Origin of the sequence: Streptomyces sp. NBC_00659 (assembly GCF_036226925.1) — a bacterium.
In the GTDB taxonomy this organism is placed as follows: domain Bacteria; phylum Actinomycetota; class Actinomycetes; order Streptomycetales; family Streptomycetaceae; genus Streptomyces.
The window spans coordinates 9,161,636-9,177,938 of sequence record NZ_CP109031.1 but is presented as its reverse complement, the minus strand read 5'-3'; the positions used below and the strand labels follow the sequence as shown (position 1 = coordinate 9,177,938).

The 16,303-nt window shown below is 71.1% G+C and carries 15 protein-coding genes; 8 read left to right on the top strand and 7 right to left on the bottom strand.

Annotated features, from left to right (window positions below; genetic code table 11):
- Positions 1 to 34: 34 nt before the first annotated feature.
- Complete coding sequence (locus tag OG410_RS40235) at positions 35 to 937, bottom strand: hypothetical protein (RefSeq protein WP_329303702.1); 903 nt, start codon at positions 935 to 937, stop codon at positions 35 to 37.
- 116 nt (positions 938 to 1,053) lie between these two features.
- Positions 1,054 to 2,298 (bottom strand): SUKH-4 family immunity protein, encoded by a 1,245-nt coding sequence (locus tag OG410_RS40230; protein ID WP_329303701.1) that lies wholly within the window; start codon positions 2,296 to 2,298, stop codon positions 1,054 to 1,056.
- A 314-nt stretch (positions 2,299 to 2,612) separates the two neighbouring features.
- Between OG410_RS40230 and pnuC the strand changes: the two genes are divergently transcribed.
- Genes pnuC through OG410_RS40215 form a run of 3 tightly spaced genes read left to right on the top strand, consistent with a single transcriptional unit; the run spans position 2,613 to position 5,052 of the window.
- Positions 2,613 to 3,221 (top strand): nicotinamide riboside transporter PnuC, encoded by a 609-nt coding sequence (pnuC, locus tag OG410_RS40225; RefSeq protein WP_329303700.1) that lies wholly within the window; start codon positions 2,613 to 2,615, stop codon positions 3,219 to 3,221.
- Positions 3,218 to 4,309: an AAA family ATPase gene (locus OG410_RS40220; RefSeq protein WP_329303699.1), complete on the top strand. Its 1,092-nt coding sequence runs from the start codon at positions 3,218 to 3,220 to the stop codon at positions 4,307 to 4,309. The genes pnuC and OG410_RS40220 overlap by 4 nt, the downstream gene beginning before the upstream one ends.
- Positions 4,306 to 5,052 (top strand): NUDIX hydrolase, encoded by a 747-nt coding sequence (locus OG410_RS40215; protein ID WP_329303698.1) that lies wholly within the window; start codon positions 4,306 to 4,308, stop codon positions 5,050 to 5,052. Before OG410_RS40220 ends, OG410_RS40215 begins: the two co-directional genes overlap by 4 nt.
- Positions 5,053 to 5,150: 98 nt before the next feature.
- On the opposite strand, the gene OG410_RS40210 is transcribed toward OG410_RS40215, so the two are convergent.
- Genes OG410_RS40210 through OG410_RS40190 form a run of 5 tightly spaced genes read right to left on the bottom strand, consistent with a single transcriptional unit; the run spans position 5,151 to position 10,134 of the window.
- Positions 5,151 to 6,479, bottom strand: coding sequence for an LLM class flavin-dependent oxidoreductase (locus OG410_RS40210; RefSeq protein ID WP_329303697.1), 1,329 nt, complete (start codon positions 6,477 to 6,479; stop codon positions 5,151 to 5,153).
- Between the two features lie 36 nt (positions 6,480 to 6,515).
- A complete protein-coding gene (locus OG410_RS40205; protein ID WP_329303696.1) occupies positions 6,516 to 7,568 on the bottom strand; it encodes an ABC transporter substrate-binding protein in 1,053 nt (350 codons plus the stop codon).
- 54 nt (positions 7,569 to 7,622) lie between these two features.
- Positions 7,623 to 8,354, bottom strand: coding sequence for an ABC transporter ATP-binding protein (locus OG410_RS40200; protein WP_329303695.1), 732 nt, complete (start codon positions 8,352 to 8,354; stop codon positions 7,623 to 7,625).
- Positions 8,351 to 9,244, bottom strand: a complete 894-nt coding sequence (locus tag OG410_RS40195; RefSeq protein ID WP_329303694.1) for an ABC transporter permease — start codon at positions 9,242 to 9,244, stop codon at positions 8,351 to 8,353. Before OG410_RS40195 ends, OG410_RS40200 begins: the two co-directional genes overlap by 4 nt.
- Positions 9,241 to 10,134, bottom strand: a complete 894-nt coding sequence (locus tag OG410_RS40190) for a TauD/TfdA dioxygenase family protein (protein ID WP_329303693.1) — start codon at positions 10,132 to 10,134, stop codon at positions 9,241 to 9,243. Before OG410_RS40190 ends, OG410_RS40195 begins: the two co-directional genes overlap by 4 nt.
- Positions 10,135 to 10,922: 788 nt before the next feature.
- Between OG410_RS40190 and OG410_RS40185 the strand changes: the two genes are divergently transcribed.
- The 5 genes from OG410_RS40185 (at position 10,923) to OG410_RS40165 (ending at position 16,274) form a co-directional block, all read left to right on the top strand.
- Positions 10,923 to 11,957 carry an MDR family NADP-dependent oxidoreductase gene (locus tag OG410_RS40185; RefSeq protein ID WP_329303692.1) on the top strand — a complete coding sequence of 345 codons (1,035 nt, stop codon included), beginning with the start codon at positions 10,923 to 10,925 and terminating at the stop codon, positions 11,955 to 11,957.
- Positions 11,958 to 12,015: 58 nt separating this feature from the next.
- Positions 12,016 to 12,384, top strand: coding sequence for a MerR family transcriptional regulator (locus OG410_RS40180; protein WP_329303691.1), 369 nt, complete (start codon positions 12,016 to 12,018; stop codon positions 12,382 to 12,384).
- 362 nt (positions 12,385 to 12,746) lie between these two features.
- On the top strand, positions 12,747 to 14,108 hold the full coding sequence (locus OG410_RS40175; protein ID WP_329303690.1) for a bifunctional o-acetylhomoserine/o-acetylserine sulfhydrylase: 1,362 nt from the start codon (positions 12,747 to 12,749) through the stop codon (positions 14,106 to 14,108).
- The gene (gene metX / locus OG410_RS40170) at positions 14,105 to 15,277 is read left to right on the top strand and encodes a homoserine O-acetyltransferase MetX (protein ID WP_329304458.1); all 1,173 of its coding nucleotides are present in this window, start codon (positions 14,105 to 14,107) and stop codon (positions 15,275 to 15,277) included. The genes OG410_RS40175 and metX overlap by 4 nt, the downstream gene beginning before the upstream one ends.
- Positions 15,234 to 16,274 (top strand): NAD-dependent epimerase/dehydratase family protein, encoded by a 1,041-nt coding sequence (locus tag OG410_RS40165; RefSeq protein WP_329303689.1) that lies wholly within the window; start codon positions 15,234 to 15,236, stop codon positions 16,272 to 16,274. Before metX ends, OG410_RS40165 begins: the two co-directional genes overlap by 44 nt.
- The last annotated feature ends 29 nt before the right edge of the window (positions 16,275 to 16,303 follow it).

Sequence of the window (16,303 nt, the reverse complement as noted above, 5' to 3'; positions counted from 1 at the left end):
CTCCGGAGCCCGTCGCACGGCCGCGGGAGTTCCTTCAGCCGTGCCGTGAACTCCTGCGACGGCCGGCCGGTGACGGAGGCCAGCTCAGGTGCGCGCCTGTCACCCGGGCGATGAACCGCAGGTGAGCGCCCGTGTTGCCGACGTACCAGAGCGGTCGCTCCGCCGTGGTCCAGACGTAGGCCGGCACACCCGCGTCCAGGAAGGCCGTCAGCCGGGGTTCTTCGAGTGCGGCGGCCGAGAACGCGTACAGCGCCGGCAGCCGGGGGGCGATGACGCCGTAGTCGAGCATCCGGGCGACGGCGTGCTCGTCGAGGATCGTGTCCACGGTGGGCAGGGTGACCGGGTACACCGCCGGGAAGGACCGGCCGAGGTCGAGAAACCACTTCACGGTCCGGTAGCGAGGGTCCACCAGCCGTGGCCCGAGCGGCCCCAGCCACCCGAGCGCGAGCCGCGGCCGTACCAGCATGGCGTGGGTGAACAGCACGCGCAGCAGGGCGACGTTCATCATGAACCGCTCCACCTGCGACTCCGGCACGGCCAGGTCCTCATGGCGCAGATAACCGGCGACGATGCTGGCGTTGTGGGCGCGGTACCAGGCGGCGGGCGACGGGTCCCGCACGCAGTCCACCCAGTACTCGACGCTCTTGGCGCTCGCCTGCCCCGGGGCACCGGCACACAGGAGGCCCGCCTCCACCTTGTCCCTGAGGAGCCCCTCGTTCACGGAACGCCACCATGCGCTGCCCGGACGGTCACCGGACCTCGGCGCGAGCACCCCGCGCGCCGCGGACCAGCGCAGAAAGCTCAGCTCGGCGTGACCGTACCGGCGCAGGGGCTCGGAGGAGTGCGTGTAGAACTCCTGCGCCAGCGCCAGACGGCCGGACACATCGTCCCGGACCAGCGCGACCCGCCGCTCCGCGCGCGTGGCTGCATCAGACATGACGATCCCATCGGGCCGGAGTCTCCCCCACAGGATCGGCGACAACGGCGGATTCCGCTCCCCGTACGACGACCGAGCCGCCCCGCTCACGCCCGGACGGAGTCGGCTTCACTCGGTCAGAAGCCCCAAGCGCTGAGTTCGACGATGGCGGCGAACAGGTGCTCCCAGACGTTCTGAGCGGGCGCTTCCTCGTTCACCGTGAGCGGTTCGAGAGCGGCGACCTCGGCCAGAAAGTCCCGCTCGCCGCACTCGCCTGGGTAGGGGTTCCAGCAGGCGCCCATGAAGCGGTACACCGCCTCCAGCAGTCGTACGAAGGTCTCGGTGTCCCGGGCGAAGGGGAACGGGCCCTGGCCGTTGCGCACCATGGATACCGCGCCCGTCTCGGGGTGGACGAGCACCCGGCCGGTGTCGGCGTACGCCAGCTCGAATGTGCCCAGGTGCAGCAGGCCGTTCTCGTCGGGCTCCAGCCCATGCGCCTTCCCGTCGTTCCAGGCCAGGGTGAATGTGGCAACTCCCGCGACGAACCACGTCGGCAGCCCCGCCGTGGCGGCCAACTCCCGTGTGGGCGCGTGCTTCAGCGCGGCGGGCAGTTGGTCCCGCGTCAGCAGCGCCAACCCGTCCGGACCGAACGCCTCCTCCAAGCGGGCGGCATCCAGCGGGGCTTCGGCTGCCGCCGGCCCCGCGAACCAGGGATCGCCCTGGCCCCGGGAAACCGCCTCGGAACCCGTCGGCCCGTCGGCCGCCGCGCCATTGCGCTCCAGGACCACCACGCCGCGCGGGTCGAAGAACATGACGCGGTCGTCTCCGAGGGGTGCGGGCTCCTCCCAGGCGTCGGGCTGGTAGAGGCCGTGGTCGTCGTCCGGGTCGAAGAGGACGGGTCCCTCGACGGGAGCGTCGTAGGGCCGTTCGCCGAACTCGCCGTCGGCGGGGGCGGGGACCCGCCGGCCGGTGGCCGGATCGATCCAGTGCTCCCGGGTCCACAGCGACCACACCTTCAGCAGGAGACGGCCGTCCGGCGCCTCGTGCACCTCCACGTCGGCGTCCCCGCTCAAGTTCGGCTTGGCCCGGTAGGCACCGACCGGGCGCCACCAGGCCCAGACGGTTCGCCACGGCATGTCCGGCTCGGCCTCGGCGACCAGGTCGGCGTAGGCGTCGTGGCCCAGTATCTTTGCGCCGAAGTGCAGCCACGAGGCGAACTCGGCCCGCGGCACCTCGGCTCGGTCGAGGATCGCGACGGCCTGGGCGTAGGCTTCGCGGCCCGCTCCCCCGCCCGTGCCGGGCAGGTCCCGAAGGGCCTCGGGCTCGGCGGCGAGCAGGGCCGCAGGGTCGGCGAACAGTGTGTCAAGATCCTCGCGAGTCATGGGGACATGCTGCCAGCCGCCACTGACGGCACCGCCCACGAGGACGGGCGGTCCGACCGCAGGCGCCTGCGCGGCGCGTTCGCGATCAGCGCCGAGCCGAGCCGAGCCGAGCCGAGCCGCCGGAACGCCCCACGCAGGTCCGGCAGTTCCCGTCCCCTCCCCCGACCACGTCCCGGACCACGGTCGCAACCGCGAGCGAGACCCGACCGACTCACCCCGAGAGGCCCGCGCCGCCTCAGGCGTCGCGGGCTAAATCCCTTGCCCTCCACCCGTCCCGCTATTTATAGTCATGGCGACTATTAAGGAGTCGCCCCGTGAACTGGAACCTCAGCTGGACCGAAGCGCTCGGCTTCGCCACCGGCGCCGTCTGTGTCTGGCTGGTGGCCCGCCAGCACATAGCCAACTGGCCCGTGGGCATGGCCAACAACGTCTTCTTCATCGTGCTCTTCCTCCAGGCCGGCCTGTACGCCGACGCCGGTCTCCAGGTCGTCTTCATCGCGCTGGCCGCCTACGGCTGGTGGACCTGGGCCCGCGGCAGCGGACGGGCCGCCGCCGACGCCCTGCCGGTGCGCCGTACGACGGGTGCCGAATGGACCTGGCTCGCCGCCGCCGGAGTGCTGGGCACCGCCGCCCTCACGCTGCTGCTGGACCGCGCCACCGACTCCACCGTCCCCTTCTGGGACGCGCTCACCACCGCCCTCTCCCTGGCGGCCACCTACGGCCAGTGCCGCAAGCTGCTGGAGTCCTGGTGGCTGTGGATCGCCGCCGACCTGGTCTACATCCCGCTGTACGCCTACAAGGGCCTCTACCTGACCTCCCTGCTGTACGTCGGCTTCCTCGCCCTGTGCGTGGCCGGCCTCGTCGGCTGGCGGCGCACCCTCGTGACCGCGGCCCCCCGGCCCGTGACGGCGGTGACCGCGTGAGCACCGCCGCCCGCCCTTACCGGCACGGCCTGGTGCTCGGCAAGTTCTATCCGCCGCACGCGGGCCACCACCATCTCGTCCGCACCGCCCAGGCGCAGTGCGACCGGCTGACCGTTCTGGTCTGCGCGGCCTCCGTGGAATCGGTGCCGCTCGCCGACCGGGTGGCGTGGATGCGCGAGGCCCACCCAGAGGCGGAGGTCGTCGGCGCCGTCGACGACCACGCGGTCGACCTGCACGACCCCGCGGTGTGGGACGCCCACATGGCGGTCTTCCGTACGGCCGTCCCGGAGCCGGTGGACGCCGTGTTCACCTCGGAGTCCTACGGGACCGAGTTGGCCCGCCGGTTCGGTGCGGCCGAGGTCGGCGTGGACCTGGACCGCACCACGTACCCCGTCTCCGGCACGGCCGTACGCAAGGATCCGGTGGGCAGCTGGGCGTTCCTCGGCCCGGGCGTGCGCGCCGCCCTCGCCCGGCGCGTGGTCGTCCTCGGCGCCGAGTCCACCGGCACCACCACCCTCTCCCTGGCGCTGGCAGCCCACTACCGGGCGCGCGGCGGCGTCTGGACGGACACCGGCTGGGTGCCCGAGTACGGGCGCGCGTACAGCGAGGAGAGGCTCGCCGCCCTGCGGGCCACCGACCCCGGAGCCGACTGGGCCCAAGTGGACTTCACCTCCGAGGAGTTCCCCGTCATCGCCCACCGCCAGGACGACGACGAACAGCGGGCGGCCCGCCTCGGCTCCCCCGTACTCTTCTGCGACACCGACTCCTTCGCCACCGCGATCTGGCACGAGCGCTACCTCGGCTCGCCCAGCCCCGAGGTGGCGGCGGTCGCCGCCCGCACCCAGCGCCACCTGTACCTGCTCACCGACCACGAGGGTGTGCCCTTCGAGGACGACGGCCTGCGCGACGAGCCCCACCTGCGCCCGTGGATGACCGGCCGGTTCCGGGAGGAACTGGAGCGCACCGGCCGCCGGTTCCTGCTGGTCACCGGCAGCCCCGAGGAGCGGTTGCGCACCGCCGTGGCGGCGGTGGACGGCCTGCTCGCCGAGGGCTGGCACTTCGCCGACCCGCTCCCGGAGAACCGGTGACGGCCGCCGCTCCGTACGACCCGTCGGCGTACGACCCGTCCGCGTACGAGCCGTTCGCGGTGACCGTCGACCTCGCCGTGCTCACCGTACGCGCGTCCGCCCTGCACGTGCTGCTGATCCGGCGTGGCCAGGAGCCGTACGCGGGCGCCTGGGCACTGCCCGGTGGCTTCCTGCTGCCCTGGGAGTCGGCCGAGGAGGCCGCCCGCCGGGAACTCGCCGAGGAGACCGGCCTGCCGGAGCCTCTGGTCGACAGCCTCCACCTGGAGCAACTGCGCACCTACAGCGACCCGGGCCGCGACCCCCGGATGCGGGTGGTCTCCGTGGCCTTCGCCGCGCTCATCCCCGATCTGCCCGAACCCGCGGCGGGCGGGGACGCCGCCCAGGCCCGCTGGGTGCCGCTCGCCGAGGCCGGCGCCGCCGCGCTCGCCTTCGACCACGACCGCATCCTCGCCGACGCCCGTGAACGGGTCCGGGCCAGGCTGGAGTACACCTGTCTGGCCACCGCCTTCTGCCCGCCCGAGTTCACCCTCGGGGAGTTGCAGGCCGTGTACGAGACCGTCTGGGACACGGGTCTCGACCGTCCCAACTTCCGCCGCAAGGTGCTCGCCACCCCCGGCTTCGTGAAGGCCGTCCCCGGCGGCGCGCGTCTGACCGGCGGCCGCGGCAAACCCGCCGCGCTCTATCGCGCCGGCCCGGCCACCGCCCCGCACCCGCCCCTGCTCCGGCCGGAGGCCCCCCGATGACGGCCACAGGTCCCGACCAACACCCCCGCCACCGGCGCCTGTTCGGCACCTCCCTCGGCCAGGTGCTGGGCTGACCCATCGGTCAGCCCAGCGGTCGGTCAGGCCCGGAACTGGTTCGCCGGGACCGGGAGGCCGTAGTGCTCGCGCAAGGTCGTGCCCTCGTACTCCTCGCGGAACAGGCCCTTGGCGCGCAGGATCGGCAGGACGTGCTCGATGAAGGCCGCGAGGCCCGAAGGCAGGGCGGGCGCCATGATGTTGAACCCGTCCGCCGCCCCGCCCTCGAACCAGGCGATGATCGTGTCCGCGACCTGCTCGGGCGTGCCGATGAACTCGAAGTGGCCGCGCCCACCGCCGAGCCGGGAGATGACCTGACGGACCGTGAGCTTTTCACGGACCGCGAGGTCGATGATCAGGTCGGCACGGCTCTGTGCGCCCTCCAGCTTCGGCCTGGCGAGGATGAAGTCCGGCAGGGGCGCGTCGAGTTCGAAGGCCGAGGGCTCGGTCTCGAACACGGCCGCGAGCTGGCGCAGCCCGTACTCCGGAACGCGCAGCTCGTCGAACTGCTGGGCGAGCGCCCGGGCTTCCGCCTCGGTCGACCCTATGTACGGGACGATACCGGGCAGGACGATCACGCCGTCCGGGTCGCGCCCCGCGGCCCTGGTCCGTGCCTTGATGTCGGCATAGAAGGCGGCCGCGCGCTCGTAGGTCGTGTGAGCGGTGAAGATGGCCTCGGCGTGACGGGCCGCGAAGTCCCTTCCGTCCTCGGAGGAGCCGGCCTGGACGAGCAGTGGGTAACCCTGGGGAGGGCGCTCGACGTTGAGCGGTCCGGCCACCTTGAAGTACGTGCCCCGGTGGCTGAGCCGGTGCAGCCGGTCGGGGTCGGCGTAGCGTCCGCCGGCCTTGTCCGCGACGACGGCGTCGGACTCCCAACTGTCCCACAGGGCTTTGGCCACCTTCAGGAACTCGTCGGCGCGGGCGTAGCGCTCGGCGTGGCCGGGGCGGTCGTCGAGTCCGAAGTTGGCCGCCTCGTCCGCCCCTGCCGAGGTGACGATGTTCCAGCCGGCGCGGCCACCGCTGACGTGGTCGACGGAGGCGAGCCGACGGGCGAGGTTGTAGGGCTCGTTGTACGTCGAGGAAACGGTCGCGATGAGGCCGATCCGGCTGGTCGCCTGGGACAGGACGGTCAGCAGTGTGAGTGGCTCGAGCTGGCCCGGCGGCCGGAACTCGCCGGTTCCCATGAGGGCCGGACCGTCCGCGAGGAACAGCGAGTCGAACTTGGCGCTCTCGGCGAGTTGCGCCAGCTCGATCCAGTGCCGCAGGTCGAAGTCCGCCCGGGGGTTGCTGTGCGGGAGCCGCCAGGCCGCCTCGTGGTGGCCCGCTTCCATGAGGAAGGCGTTGAGGTGAAGCCGGCGCTGTGTCTGGGTCACGGGTTCTCTCCTTTGGGTGCCGAGGTGGATGGCGGGTCAGTTGAAGGTCAGCTTGGAGCTGTCGTAGCCGGCGGGAAGGAGGTTGTCGGTGATGGACTCGAGGTCGACCTTCTTGGTGATCTGGCCTGCTTCCAGGAAGGCGTCCGCGAGCTTCTGCTCCAGTTCGATGTCCGACTTCTCGACCGGGGTCACGCGGTTCGAGTAGGCGGCCAGGGATGCCTTGGCGTCGGCCAGGGGGATGCCCTGTTCCTGCGAGAGTGCCTGCGCGTACTGATCGGGGTGTTTGATGGCCCAGGCATACTCCCGGGAGAGCCGCTTCAGGACATCCGTGAGGGCCGCACGCCTGGTCCTGTCCTTCAGCGACGTGTCACTCGCGACGTAGTAGCTGCTCGTCTGGTCGATCGGCGGGAGGCCCTTGACCAGGATCCGCGCGCCGTTCTTGACCGCGATCGCCGACTGCGGGTTCCAGATCGACCAGGCGTCGACCTTCCCGGTGTTGAACGCCGTGGCGGCGGCCGCCGGGTCGAGGAACACCAGTTTCGCGTCCTTGGGGCCGAGGCCGACGCTCTTCAGTGCGTTCAGGGCCAGTCCATGGGCGGAACTGCCCTGCGGAACGGCGATCCGCTTGCCCTTGAGGTCGGCGGCCGTCCGCAGCTTCGAGCCCTTCGGCACGATGATGTTCTCCACCGCCTGGTCGGGCGTGAGCGAGCGGTTCACTGCGACGATCTTGAAGCCGTACTCCTTCGCCGCGCCGGTGATCGGGGGCACGTCACCGACGCTGCCCAGGTCTATGTCTCCCGAGGCGGCGGCTTGCACGAGGGGTGGGCCGTAGGTGAAGCGGGCGAACTTCACCTTGTAGGGGGCGTTGTCGAAGACGCCGGTCAGTTTCGCCAGGGCCTGGCTGCCGTCACCGCCGTTGTCCCCAATGGTGAAGGTGTACTTGCTCCACTCAGGGTGCTTCTCGCTGCTCGCGTTGCCGGCGTTGCTCAGCGGCGCGGTGGTGTCGGAGGACGATCCGCAGGCGACGAGGGTGCTTGCGAGGGCGAGGGGAGCGGCCGCGGCGATGATTCGGGAAGTTGTCCTGCGCATGGGATGTCCTGTGCTTTCTTTGCTGGGTACGGGTGTTGGTGGATCTTGGGAGGGTCAGTGCTGCCCGGCGAGGCCGAGGTCTTCCAGGAGCCGGGCGCGGAGTTCCTCTCGCGCCACGCTCGCTTCGCGGTCCGCGGCGGAGAGGTGAACGGTGTGTGCGGCGCCGATGCCGCCGTTGCTCATGACGAGGACGCGGTCCGCAAGGGCGATCGCCTCGTCGATGTCGTGGGTGACGAGCAGCATGGCGGCATGGTGTTTGGTGCGTAGTGCGCGCACGAGGTCGTGCATGCGCAGCCGCGTGATGGCGTCGAGGGCGGCGAACGGCTCGTCGAGCAGGACGAGTTCGGGCTCCGAGACCAGCGCCCTTGCCAGCGAGACCCGTTGGGCCTCGCCGCCGGAGAGCTCCTTGGGCCATGCCTTCTCGCGGCCCGAGAGTCCGACCTCGGCGAGCACGTCGCGGGCCCGCTGGTCCGCGTCGGGTCCGTGCAGGCCGAGGGTGATGTTCCGCAGGACGCGTTGCCACGGCAGCAGCCGGTCGGCCTGGAAGACGATCGCTCGCTTCGCCGGGACCTCCACGCGTCCTCCGTCGGGCCGGTCCAGCCCGGCGAGCAGCCGTAGGAGGGTGCTCTTTCCGCAGCCCGAGGGGCCGAGCAGAACCACCAACTCCCCGTCCTCGATGGTGAGATCGAGTCGGTCGAGTACGACCCGGTCACCGAACTGCCGGACGACCCGTTCCACGACGACGCCGGTCTGCCGGCGGAGGTCGGTCGCGACTGTGCTGCTCATGACGCCTCATAACTGGGGCGCCACCGCAGCAGCACCCGCTCGAGAGCCCGGACGAACTGGTCGGCGATCAGACCGAGGAGCGAGTAGATCACCAGCCCCACGAAGACCTGGTTGGTCTGGAGATAGGTCTGTCCCTGGGTGATGAGGAAGCCGAGTCCCTTGTCGGCGTTGACCGTTTCCGCGGCCACGAGGCCCAGCACGCTGTACGCGAGGGAGAAGCGGAGGCCGACCAGGAAGCCCGGCAGGGATCCGGGCACGAGCACCCGCGTCACCAGGCGCCACGTGCCCGCTCCGGTCGTGCGTGTCATCTCGATCAGCCGCTGGTCGACACCGCGGATCGCGGCGAACAGGTTGAGGTACATCGGGACGCCGGCGCCGAAGGAGATCAGCAGTACCTTGGTGAGCTCGTCGATGCCGAACCACACGATCATCAGCGGCAGCACCGCGAGGAGAGGGATCGTGTTGAGCACCTGTACGACGCCGTTGAACAGATACTCGCCGCTGCGCAGCAGTCCGCCGAGGACTCCGGTGACGATGCCGACCGACAGGCCGATCGCGAGGCCGATACCGGCCCGCTGCAGCGAGATGGCGAGGTCCGGCCCGAGCACTCCCTGCTGCCACAGGTCGGCGGCGGACTTCACGATCGAGGTCGGCGCCGGGGCGTAGGTCTTCGTCACCACGCCGGCCCGGGCGAGAACCTCCCAGACCACGAGGATCACGACCGGAGTCGTATAGATGCCCAGCGGCCAGCGCAGCCGGTCACGGAGTGTCGCGAGCGACGTCCGGCGGCGCGCGTCGCGCGGAAGGAACACCTCGCGTTCCCGCACGTTGTCGGTCGCGGCGTCCGGGCCCTTGAGAACGGCCGGCGCCGGGATGCGGACCTCGGTCATGCCGCCACCGCCGGCACACTGGTGTAGTGCGAGGCGTCACCGACGAGTTGTTCGCTACGGCGTCCGTCGACGCCGACCGGCACCTCTCCCGCGACGGTCACGCGGTTCAGGAGTCGCGGGTGATCGTCGTAGTTGTCGACCGCGTAGTGCTGGGTGATCCGGTTGTCGAAGGCGAGCAGTTGGCCGGGCGACCAGGTCCAGCGCAGGATGTTCTCCGGACGCGTCACGTACGACTGGAAGATGCGCAGCAGATCCGCCGAGTCGCTGTTCGGCAGACCGACGATCCGCTTGGCGAACCCGCCGATGAACAGGCCTCGTTCGCCTGTCAGCGGATGGACGCGCACGACCGGGTGCTCGGCCTCGTACGGCGTCGAGACGAAGATCCGGTCGTACTCCCGCTGTTGTGCCGTCGCCGCGGGGCGCGCGTAGTCGTACTGGTTGGTGTGCACGACGCGCAGCGAGTCCGCGAGGATACGCAGCGGTCGAGGCAGGTCGCGGTAGGCAGCGGCGGCGTTGGCGATGAGTGTCTCGCCGCCGTAGGGGGTGGTCACCAGGGACCTCAGTGTGGTGACCTGCGGTGGGTTGACGACGAAGGTGACGTCGGTGTGCCACTCGTTGGCCTTGGAGGTCTCGCTGTCGACGGCGAGGACGTTGGTCGTGCCGTCGGCGGCCGCCACGTTCGGGTGGGCGGTGGTGAGTTCGCCGAACCAGCGGGCCACGCGCTCCTGGCCGGAGTTGTCGAGGCCGACGTGGTCGAAGACGAGCGCCTTGTGTTCGTTGAGGGCGTCACGGAGTGCCGTGAGCGTGGATTCGGCCGGTGGCGCAGTGAGGTCGACGCCCTCGACCACCGCGCCGATACGGCCGGTGAGTTTTCGGATGGACACGGGCATGAGGTGGTCCTTCTCGGGGAGGTTGGCACGCCACCGGGTGCTGGGGATGGAAAACGGCAGCGACGGATCGCCTCGCGGACCGAACGGCCGGAGACGGGGCAGGTGTCGTGGTCACGACGCGGGGGCCGACGGCCTGTGGTCACCAGGAAGGGCAACCGTGCGGTCCGAGCCGTTCGAGGGGCTGATGTCGGCTCGCCGGACCCGGGCGAGCCCCGTCACCGACCGCGGTCGGGGCGGATGGCTCACCCGTGCTTCAACGACTGGGACGACCGTGCCGACCCTCTCGTACAGCCTCCGCGCCCACGCGGGCCCCGCACTGCGGACAGTTCAGCCCGCAGCCGGGAAGGAGAGGGGGACGTGAGGTCGTGAAGCAGTCGCTCGGACGTCGGACGCGACGACCCCGCGCAACAGCAGCGCGGCCCGGGCGGTTCGGTACCGCCTCGGTCGGACGCGCACCGTCGGTGTGTACCGACGGCTGCCGGGGACGATCAGCCGGGTCAGCGACAACAGAACGTACTGGCGACGTGCGCCAGATCGATGTGGCGCCGCCTGGTGAGGTCCACACGCGGGTTCATGAGACGGGAGTTCAGCAGACGGCCACCACGGTGGTCAAGAAAATCAGGGCGGGTCTTGCATGGCGGACACGGAGGGTTTCTCCGGTTGTCCGGCGGTGAAGTCGCGACGGGCGGCGCTTGCCCTTGACGCGTACGGCAGGAAATAGCGTGTGCGAGCCCGTTCGGCCCGTCGCCACCGCCGGGCCTCACCTTCGCATTCCAGGAGCTCGATTCATGGCCGCTCTGCCGTCCGTCACCCGCGAGGTCCGTCTCGTGACCGAGCCCAAGGCGCTGCCCGGTCCCGAACTCGGCGTCGTCGCCCAACCGCTTCCTGAACCCGGCCCCGGACAAGTCATCGTCAGCAACCGGTACTTCCTCGTCTTCCCGGGGCTGCGCACGTTGATGGGAGGCGCGCCCGAGGGGGTGCCGCTGCCGACGATCCACGTGGGCGACGCGCTCTTCGGCCCCGCCGTCGGCGAGGTCGTCGCCGCGGGACCGGACAGCGCGCTGCGACCGGGAGAGGTCGTCACGCACCTGCTCGGGTGGCGCGAGTACGCGCTGGTGGCCGCGGCGGACTGCGCCGCGGTCGGCGATGCGCTGCCCGATCCGGCCGCGCACCTGTCGTCGGGCGCGGCCGCCTACGGCGCGCTGACCCGGCTCGCCCGCATCCGGCCGGGCGACACCGTCCTCGTCACCGGGGCGGCGGGCGGGGTGGGGTCGCTGGCCGGCCCGGTCGCCAGGCTGCTGGGTGCCGGAAGGGTGATCGGCAGTACGCGTTCTCCGGCCAAGGCCGAGCGGCTGCGGAGCGAACTGGGCTACGACGCGGTGGTGGTGCCCGGCGACCAATCGATTTCTCTGACAGAGCAGTTGAGCACCGCGGCGCCCGAAGGCATCGACGTCGTACTGGACACGGTGGGCGGTGAACAACTGGCCGCCGCGCTCGGGGCGGCGCGCCACGGTGCCCGCGTCGCGCTCGTCGGTGCGCTGTCCGGCCAGTTGTCACCGCACCGGGACGGCGGCAGCGCTCCGGCGGAGATCGACACCTTCCGCGTCATCACCCAGGGGATCACCCTGCGCGGATACAGCGGCACCGACCATCCCGACGTGGCACGGGAGTGGGCCGAGCGGTTCGGCGACTGGCTGCGCAAGGGTGAGATCACCTTTCCGCACGTGCGGATCCCGGGCATGGAACGAGCGCCCCGAGCGTTGCAGGAACTGTTCGAGGGGCGGCACTTCGGCACCGTGCTCGTGGAACTGCCATCCCGCTGAAGCGCTCGCCGCCGTGCACCGCGGGCGAGCGCCCGACACGATGCGAGGCGAGGTGGCCATGCGGATCGGAGACGCGGCGGCAGCGGCCGGGACCACCCCACGGGCCCTGCGGTTCTACGAGGAGCGCGGACTGCTGCCCCCGCCACAGCGTACGGCCGCCGGCCAACGCCGTTACGGGCCGGACGAGGTGGCCCGGGTCCGCGTCATCCGCGAACTGCTCGGCCTCGGTCTGACCGTCGAGGACCTGCGCGGCATCGCCGACCGGATCCAGCTCCTGGTCGAGAATCCACACCCTCCCTGCACCGGCGGCGAACCGGATTCTCCGGGCTCCGGCGTGGTCGAACGCCGGCTGGCGGCCATCGACGCGGAGATCGGCCGCCTGACGCGTCTGCGCGCCCGCCTGGCACGCCGGACCGGGCAGGCCTGAGCCTCCGCACGCCCTGAGGAGCGCATCCGGCAGCCCTCGAACGCATGAAACACCTCCGCCTTGCTGGTTCCTGACGCTCCCGTGTGGTTACCTGGGCTCATGACCGTGCTCGTGACCCGCCGCCACGTCGATTACGTGCGTGTCACCACCACCGGTTGTCGCGCCGCGAGCTGACATCGCGCTCCGGCTTCTGACCAGCATCTTCTTCACCGCCCAGCGCTGACCGCTGCCGCCGTGCCGGCAGTGGTCCGAAGCGCCGCGGGTCCTTCACACGTCCACGGCACCGGGGTCCCTCGCGCGTCCACAACGCCGTGGGTCCCTCACGCCTTCCCGTTCCCACCCTCCGTACAGGGAGCAGCACCATGAGCCAGCCCATCGACTCCGTCACCGCAGGCCACACCCCCGAGGACGCACCCGCCGGACCTGACACCTCGGCATGGTCCTTCGAGACCAAGCAGATCCATGCCGGAGCCACGCCCGACCCGACGACCGGCGCCCGGGCGACGCCGATCTACCAGACGACGTCGTTCGTGTTCCGGGACACCCGGCACGCGGCCGATCTCTTCTCGCTGGCCGAACCGGGCAACATCTACACCCGCATCCACAACCCCACCCAGGATGTCTTCGAGCAGCGGATCGCCGCACTGGAAGGCGGTGTGGCGGCCGTCGCGCTCTCCTCCGGGCAGGCGGCGGAGACGCTGGCCATCCTGACGCTCGCGAGCGCGGGCGACCACATCGTCTCCAGTACGTCGCTGTACGGCGGTACGTACAACCTCTTCCGGCACACGCTCCCCAAGTTCGGTATCGACGTCTCGTTCGTCGACGACCCCGACGACATCGAGGCATGGCGGGCGGCGATCCGGCCGAACACCAAGGCGCTGTTCGCGGAGACGCTGGGCAACCCGCGCGGCAACGTGCTGGACGTGCGGGCGGTCGCGGACGCCGCACACGCCGAGGGCGTGCCGCTGATCGTGGACAACACCGTCCCGACTCCGTATCTGCTGCGCCCCCTTGAGCACGGTGCGGACATCGTCGTCCACTCGGCCACCAAGTTCCTGGGCGGGCACGGCACGACCATCGCGGGTGTGGTCGTCGACGGCGGCACCTTCGACTTCGGCGCGCACGCCGAGCGGTTCCCGGACTTCACCGAGCCGGACCCGAGCTATCACGGGCTGCGGTACTGGCCGGCCCTCGGCCCGGGTGCCTTCGCGGTCAAGCTTCGGGTGCAACTGTTGCGCGACCTCGGCCCTGCGCTCTCCCCGCACTCCTCGTTCCTGCTGCTGCAGGGCGTGGAGACACTGAGCCTGCGCATCGAGCGGCACTCGGCGAACGCCCAGGCACTCGCCGAATGGCTGGAGCAGCGCGACGAGGTGGCCGCGGTCCACTACCCGGGGCTCGAGTCCAGCACGTGGTACGAGGCGGGCCGGAGGTATCTGCCGCGCGGCGCCGGTGCCGTGGTCTCCTTCGAGCTGCGGGACGGGGTGGAGGCGGGCAAGCGGTTCGTGGACGCTGTCGAACTGTTCAGCCATCTCGCCAACATCGGCGACGTACGCAGCCTGATCATCCACCCGGCGTCCACCACCCACAGCCAGCTGAACGACGAGCAGCTCGTCGCGACGGGCACCTCACCGGGTCTGGTGCGTCTGTCGGTCGGCATCGAGAACCTCGCCGACCTCAAGGCGGACCTGGAGGCAGGCTTCCGCGCGGCCAAGGGCGCGTCCTGAACTCCGTACTGACACCTCGTCAGGAACCTCTCCCGCCGGCCACCGGTGCCTGGCGGGAGGGGGACCCGCCGGGGCGTCGCCGGTGGTACAGCCGGGAGAAGCCCCTTCCGCTGGAGGCGGGCGGTGAACTGCCGGGTGTGCGGCTGGCGTTCGAGACGTGGGGACGACTCGCGCCGGACGCCTCCAATGCCGTCCTTGTCCTGCACGCTCTCACCGGGGACAGTCACGTCGCCGGACCGGCCGGACCCGGGCACCCCACCCCGGGCTGGTGGGACGGGCTCGTCGGACCGGGACGGGCCCTGGACCCGGACCGCTGGTTCGTCGTGGCTCCGAACGTCCTCGGAGGCTGCCAAGGCAGTACCGGGCCCTCGTCGCTCACGCCGGGGGGACGCCACTGGGGCGGTGACTTTCCCTTTCTGACGCAGCGTGACCAGGTGGCGGCCGAGGCCGGCCTGGCCGACATGCTCGGCATCGACCGCTGGGCGCTGGTGGTCGGCGGTTCGATGGGCGGGATGCGGGCTCTGGAATGGGCTGTGTCGTATCCCGAACGAACCGGTGCCCTCCTGCTGCTCGCCACGAGCGCCTCGGCGAGCGCCGAGCAGATCGCCTGGGCCGACATCCAGCTGCGTGCCATCCGCTCCGACCGGAACTGGCTCGGAGGCGACTACCACGACACCGGCCGTGGCCCCCACACAGGTCTTGGCCTGGCCCGACGCATCGCCCATGTCACCTACCGCAGCGAGCCGGAACTCCATGTCCGCTTCGGACGTACGCCCCAGGGCGCGGAGGACCCCTGGAACGGCGGCCGGTACCAGGTCGAGTCCTACCTCGGCCATCACGCGGCCAAGCTGGTGAGGCGCTTCGACGCGGGCAGCTACGTCGTGCTGTCCGAGGCCATGAACAGCCACGACATCGGCCGGGGCCGTGGTGGTGTGCGTGCCGCGCTGCGGCGGGTGACCGCGCGCACCCTCGTGGCCGGAGTCGGCTCCGACCGCCTCTACCCACCGGCCCAGCAGTCGGAACTGGCGGGAGGCATCTCCACGGCCGACGGTCTCCGGCTGATCGAATCCCCCTACGGCCACGACGGCTTCCTCATCGAGGTGGAACAGGTGGCAGCACTCGTGGGTGAACTCCTTCCCTCGAAACACGCCGATCGGAAACGGACCTGACGGCTCGTCGACTGGTTCGGCGAGGGTGCGCGAGGTGTGCGAGGAGCGGCCCGGTCCGCGGTGGCCGGCCTGCTCCGATCGCATCCGCGCGCGAGCGAGCGAGCGACAGAATCAGCAGGTGCGCTCGGAGCGGAGCAGAAGAGACCCTGTCGGGGTGGTTGCGGTCACCGGAAGTTCGGGCCGGGTCGGATCGGCTCTGGCAGCGGCTTTCCACGCGGCCGGCTGGGTGGTCCGTGGCCTGGACCGCGTGCCCGGTCCTTGGACAAGTGCCGTCGCGGACCTACGGGATCGCCGCGTGCGGCGGGCCGCGTTACGGCCGGCTGACGTCCTGGTCCATGCCGCCGCGCTCCACGCCCCGCACGTCGGGCGCGTGGCCGATGAGGAGTTCCGCGCCGTGAACGTGGGCGTGACCGCAGAACTGCTCGACGACGCCGCCCGGTTCGACGTACGGCGTGTCCTCTATGTCAGCAGCACAAGCGTCTACGGACACGCCCTGGTACCCACGGACCGCGCGGTCTGGGTGGACGAGCAGCTCATGCCGCTTCCCCGGGACATCTACGACGAGACCAAACTGGCCGCCGAGGACCTGGTCGCCGCCTGCGGCGTTTCCTCGGTCACGCTGCGCATGGCGCGATGCTTCCCGGAGCCGCTGCCTGTACGGGCCCGCCACCTGCTGCACCGGGCGGTCGACGTGGCCGACGTCGCGGCGGCGGGGGTGCTGGCCGTGACGCACTCCTCGGTGACCGGCAGGTTCAACATCTCCGGGCCGCACCCGTTTCGCCGAGAGGACTGCCTCGCCCTTCACCATGACGCGGGCGCGGTCCTCGCCGGCCGGGCTCCGGACGTCTTCGAGGCATTCCGCGACCGGGGATGGCCCCTGCCGGATCGTCTGGACCGGGTCTACGACTCGACCGCCGCGGTGAACGCCTTCGGATACCGCCCTGTTCGCGGAGTACGGCAACTGCTGCGCGATGCCGCCGCCGGGCAGACCCCATGAGCGGCATGAGTGGTCCGCGGCTGCCGCGC

Coding starts and splice junctions, on each gene's coding strand:
- OG410_RS40235 (WP_329303702.1), bottom strand. CDS start 937: ATGTCTGATGCAGCCACGCGCGCGGAGCGGCGGGTCGCGCTGGTCCGG.
- OG410_RS40230 (WP_329303701.1), bottom strand. CDS start 2,298: ATGACTCGCGAGGATCTTGACACACTGTTCGCCGACCCTGCGGCCCTG.
- OG410_RS40205 (WP_329303696.1), bottom strand. CDS start 7,568: ATGCGCAGGACAACTTCCCGAATCATCGCCGCGGCCGCTCCCCTCGCC.
- OG410_RS40200 (WP_329303695.1), bottom strand. CDS start 8,354: ATGAGCAGCACAGTCGCGACCGACCTCCGCCGGCAGACCGGCGTCGTC.
- OG410_RS40195 (WP_329303694.1), bottom strand. CDS start 9,244: ATGACCGAGGTCCGCATCCCGGCGCCGGCCGTTCTCAAGGGCCCGGAC.
- OG410_RS40190 (WP_329303693.1), bottom strand. CDS start 10,134: ATGCCCGTGTCCATCCGAAAACTCACCGGCCGTATCGGCGCGGTGGTC.
- OG410_RS40185 (WP_329303692.1), top strand. CDS start 10,923: ATGGCCGCTCTGCCGTCCGTCACCCGCGAGGTCCGTCTCGTGACCGAG.
- OG410_RS40180 (WP_329303691.1), top strand. CDS start 12,016: ATGCGGATCGGAGACGCGGCGGCAGCGGCCGGGACCACCCCACGGGCC.
- OG410_RS40175 (WP_329303690.1), top strand. CDS start 12,747: ATGAGCCAGCCCATCGACTCCGTCACCGCAGGCCACACCCCCGAGGAC.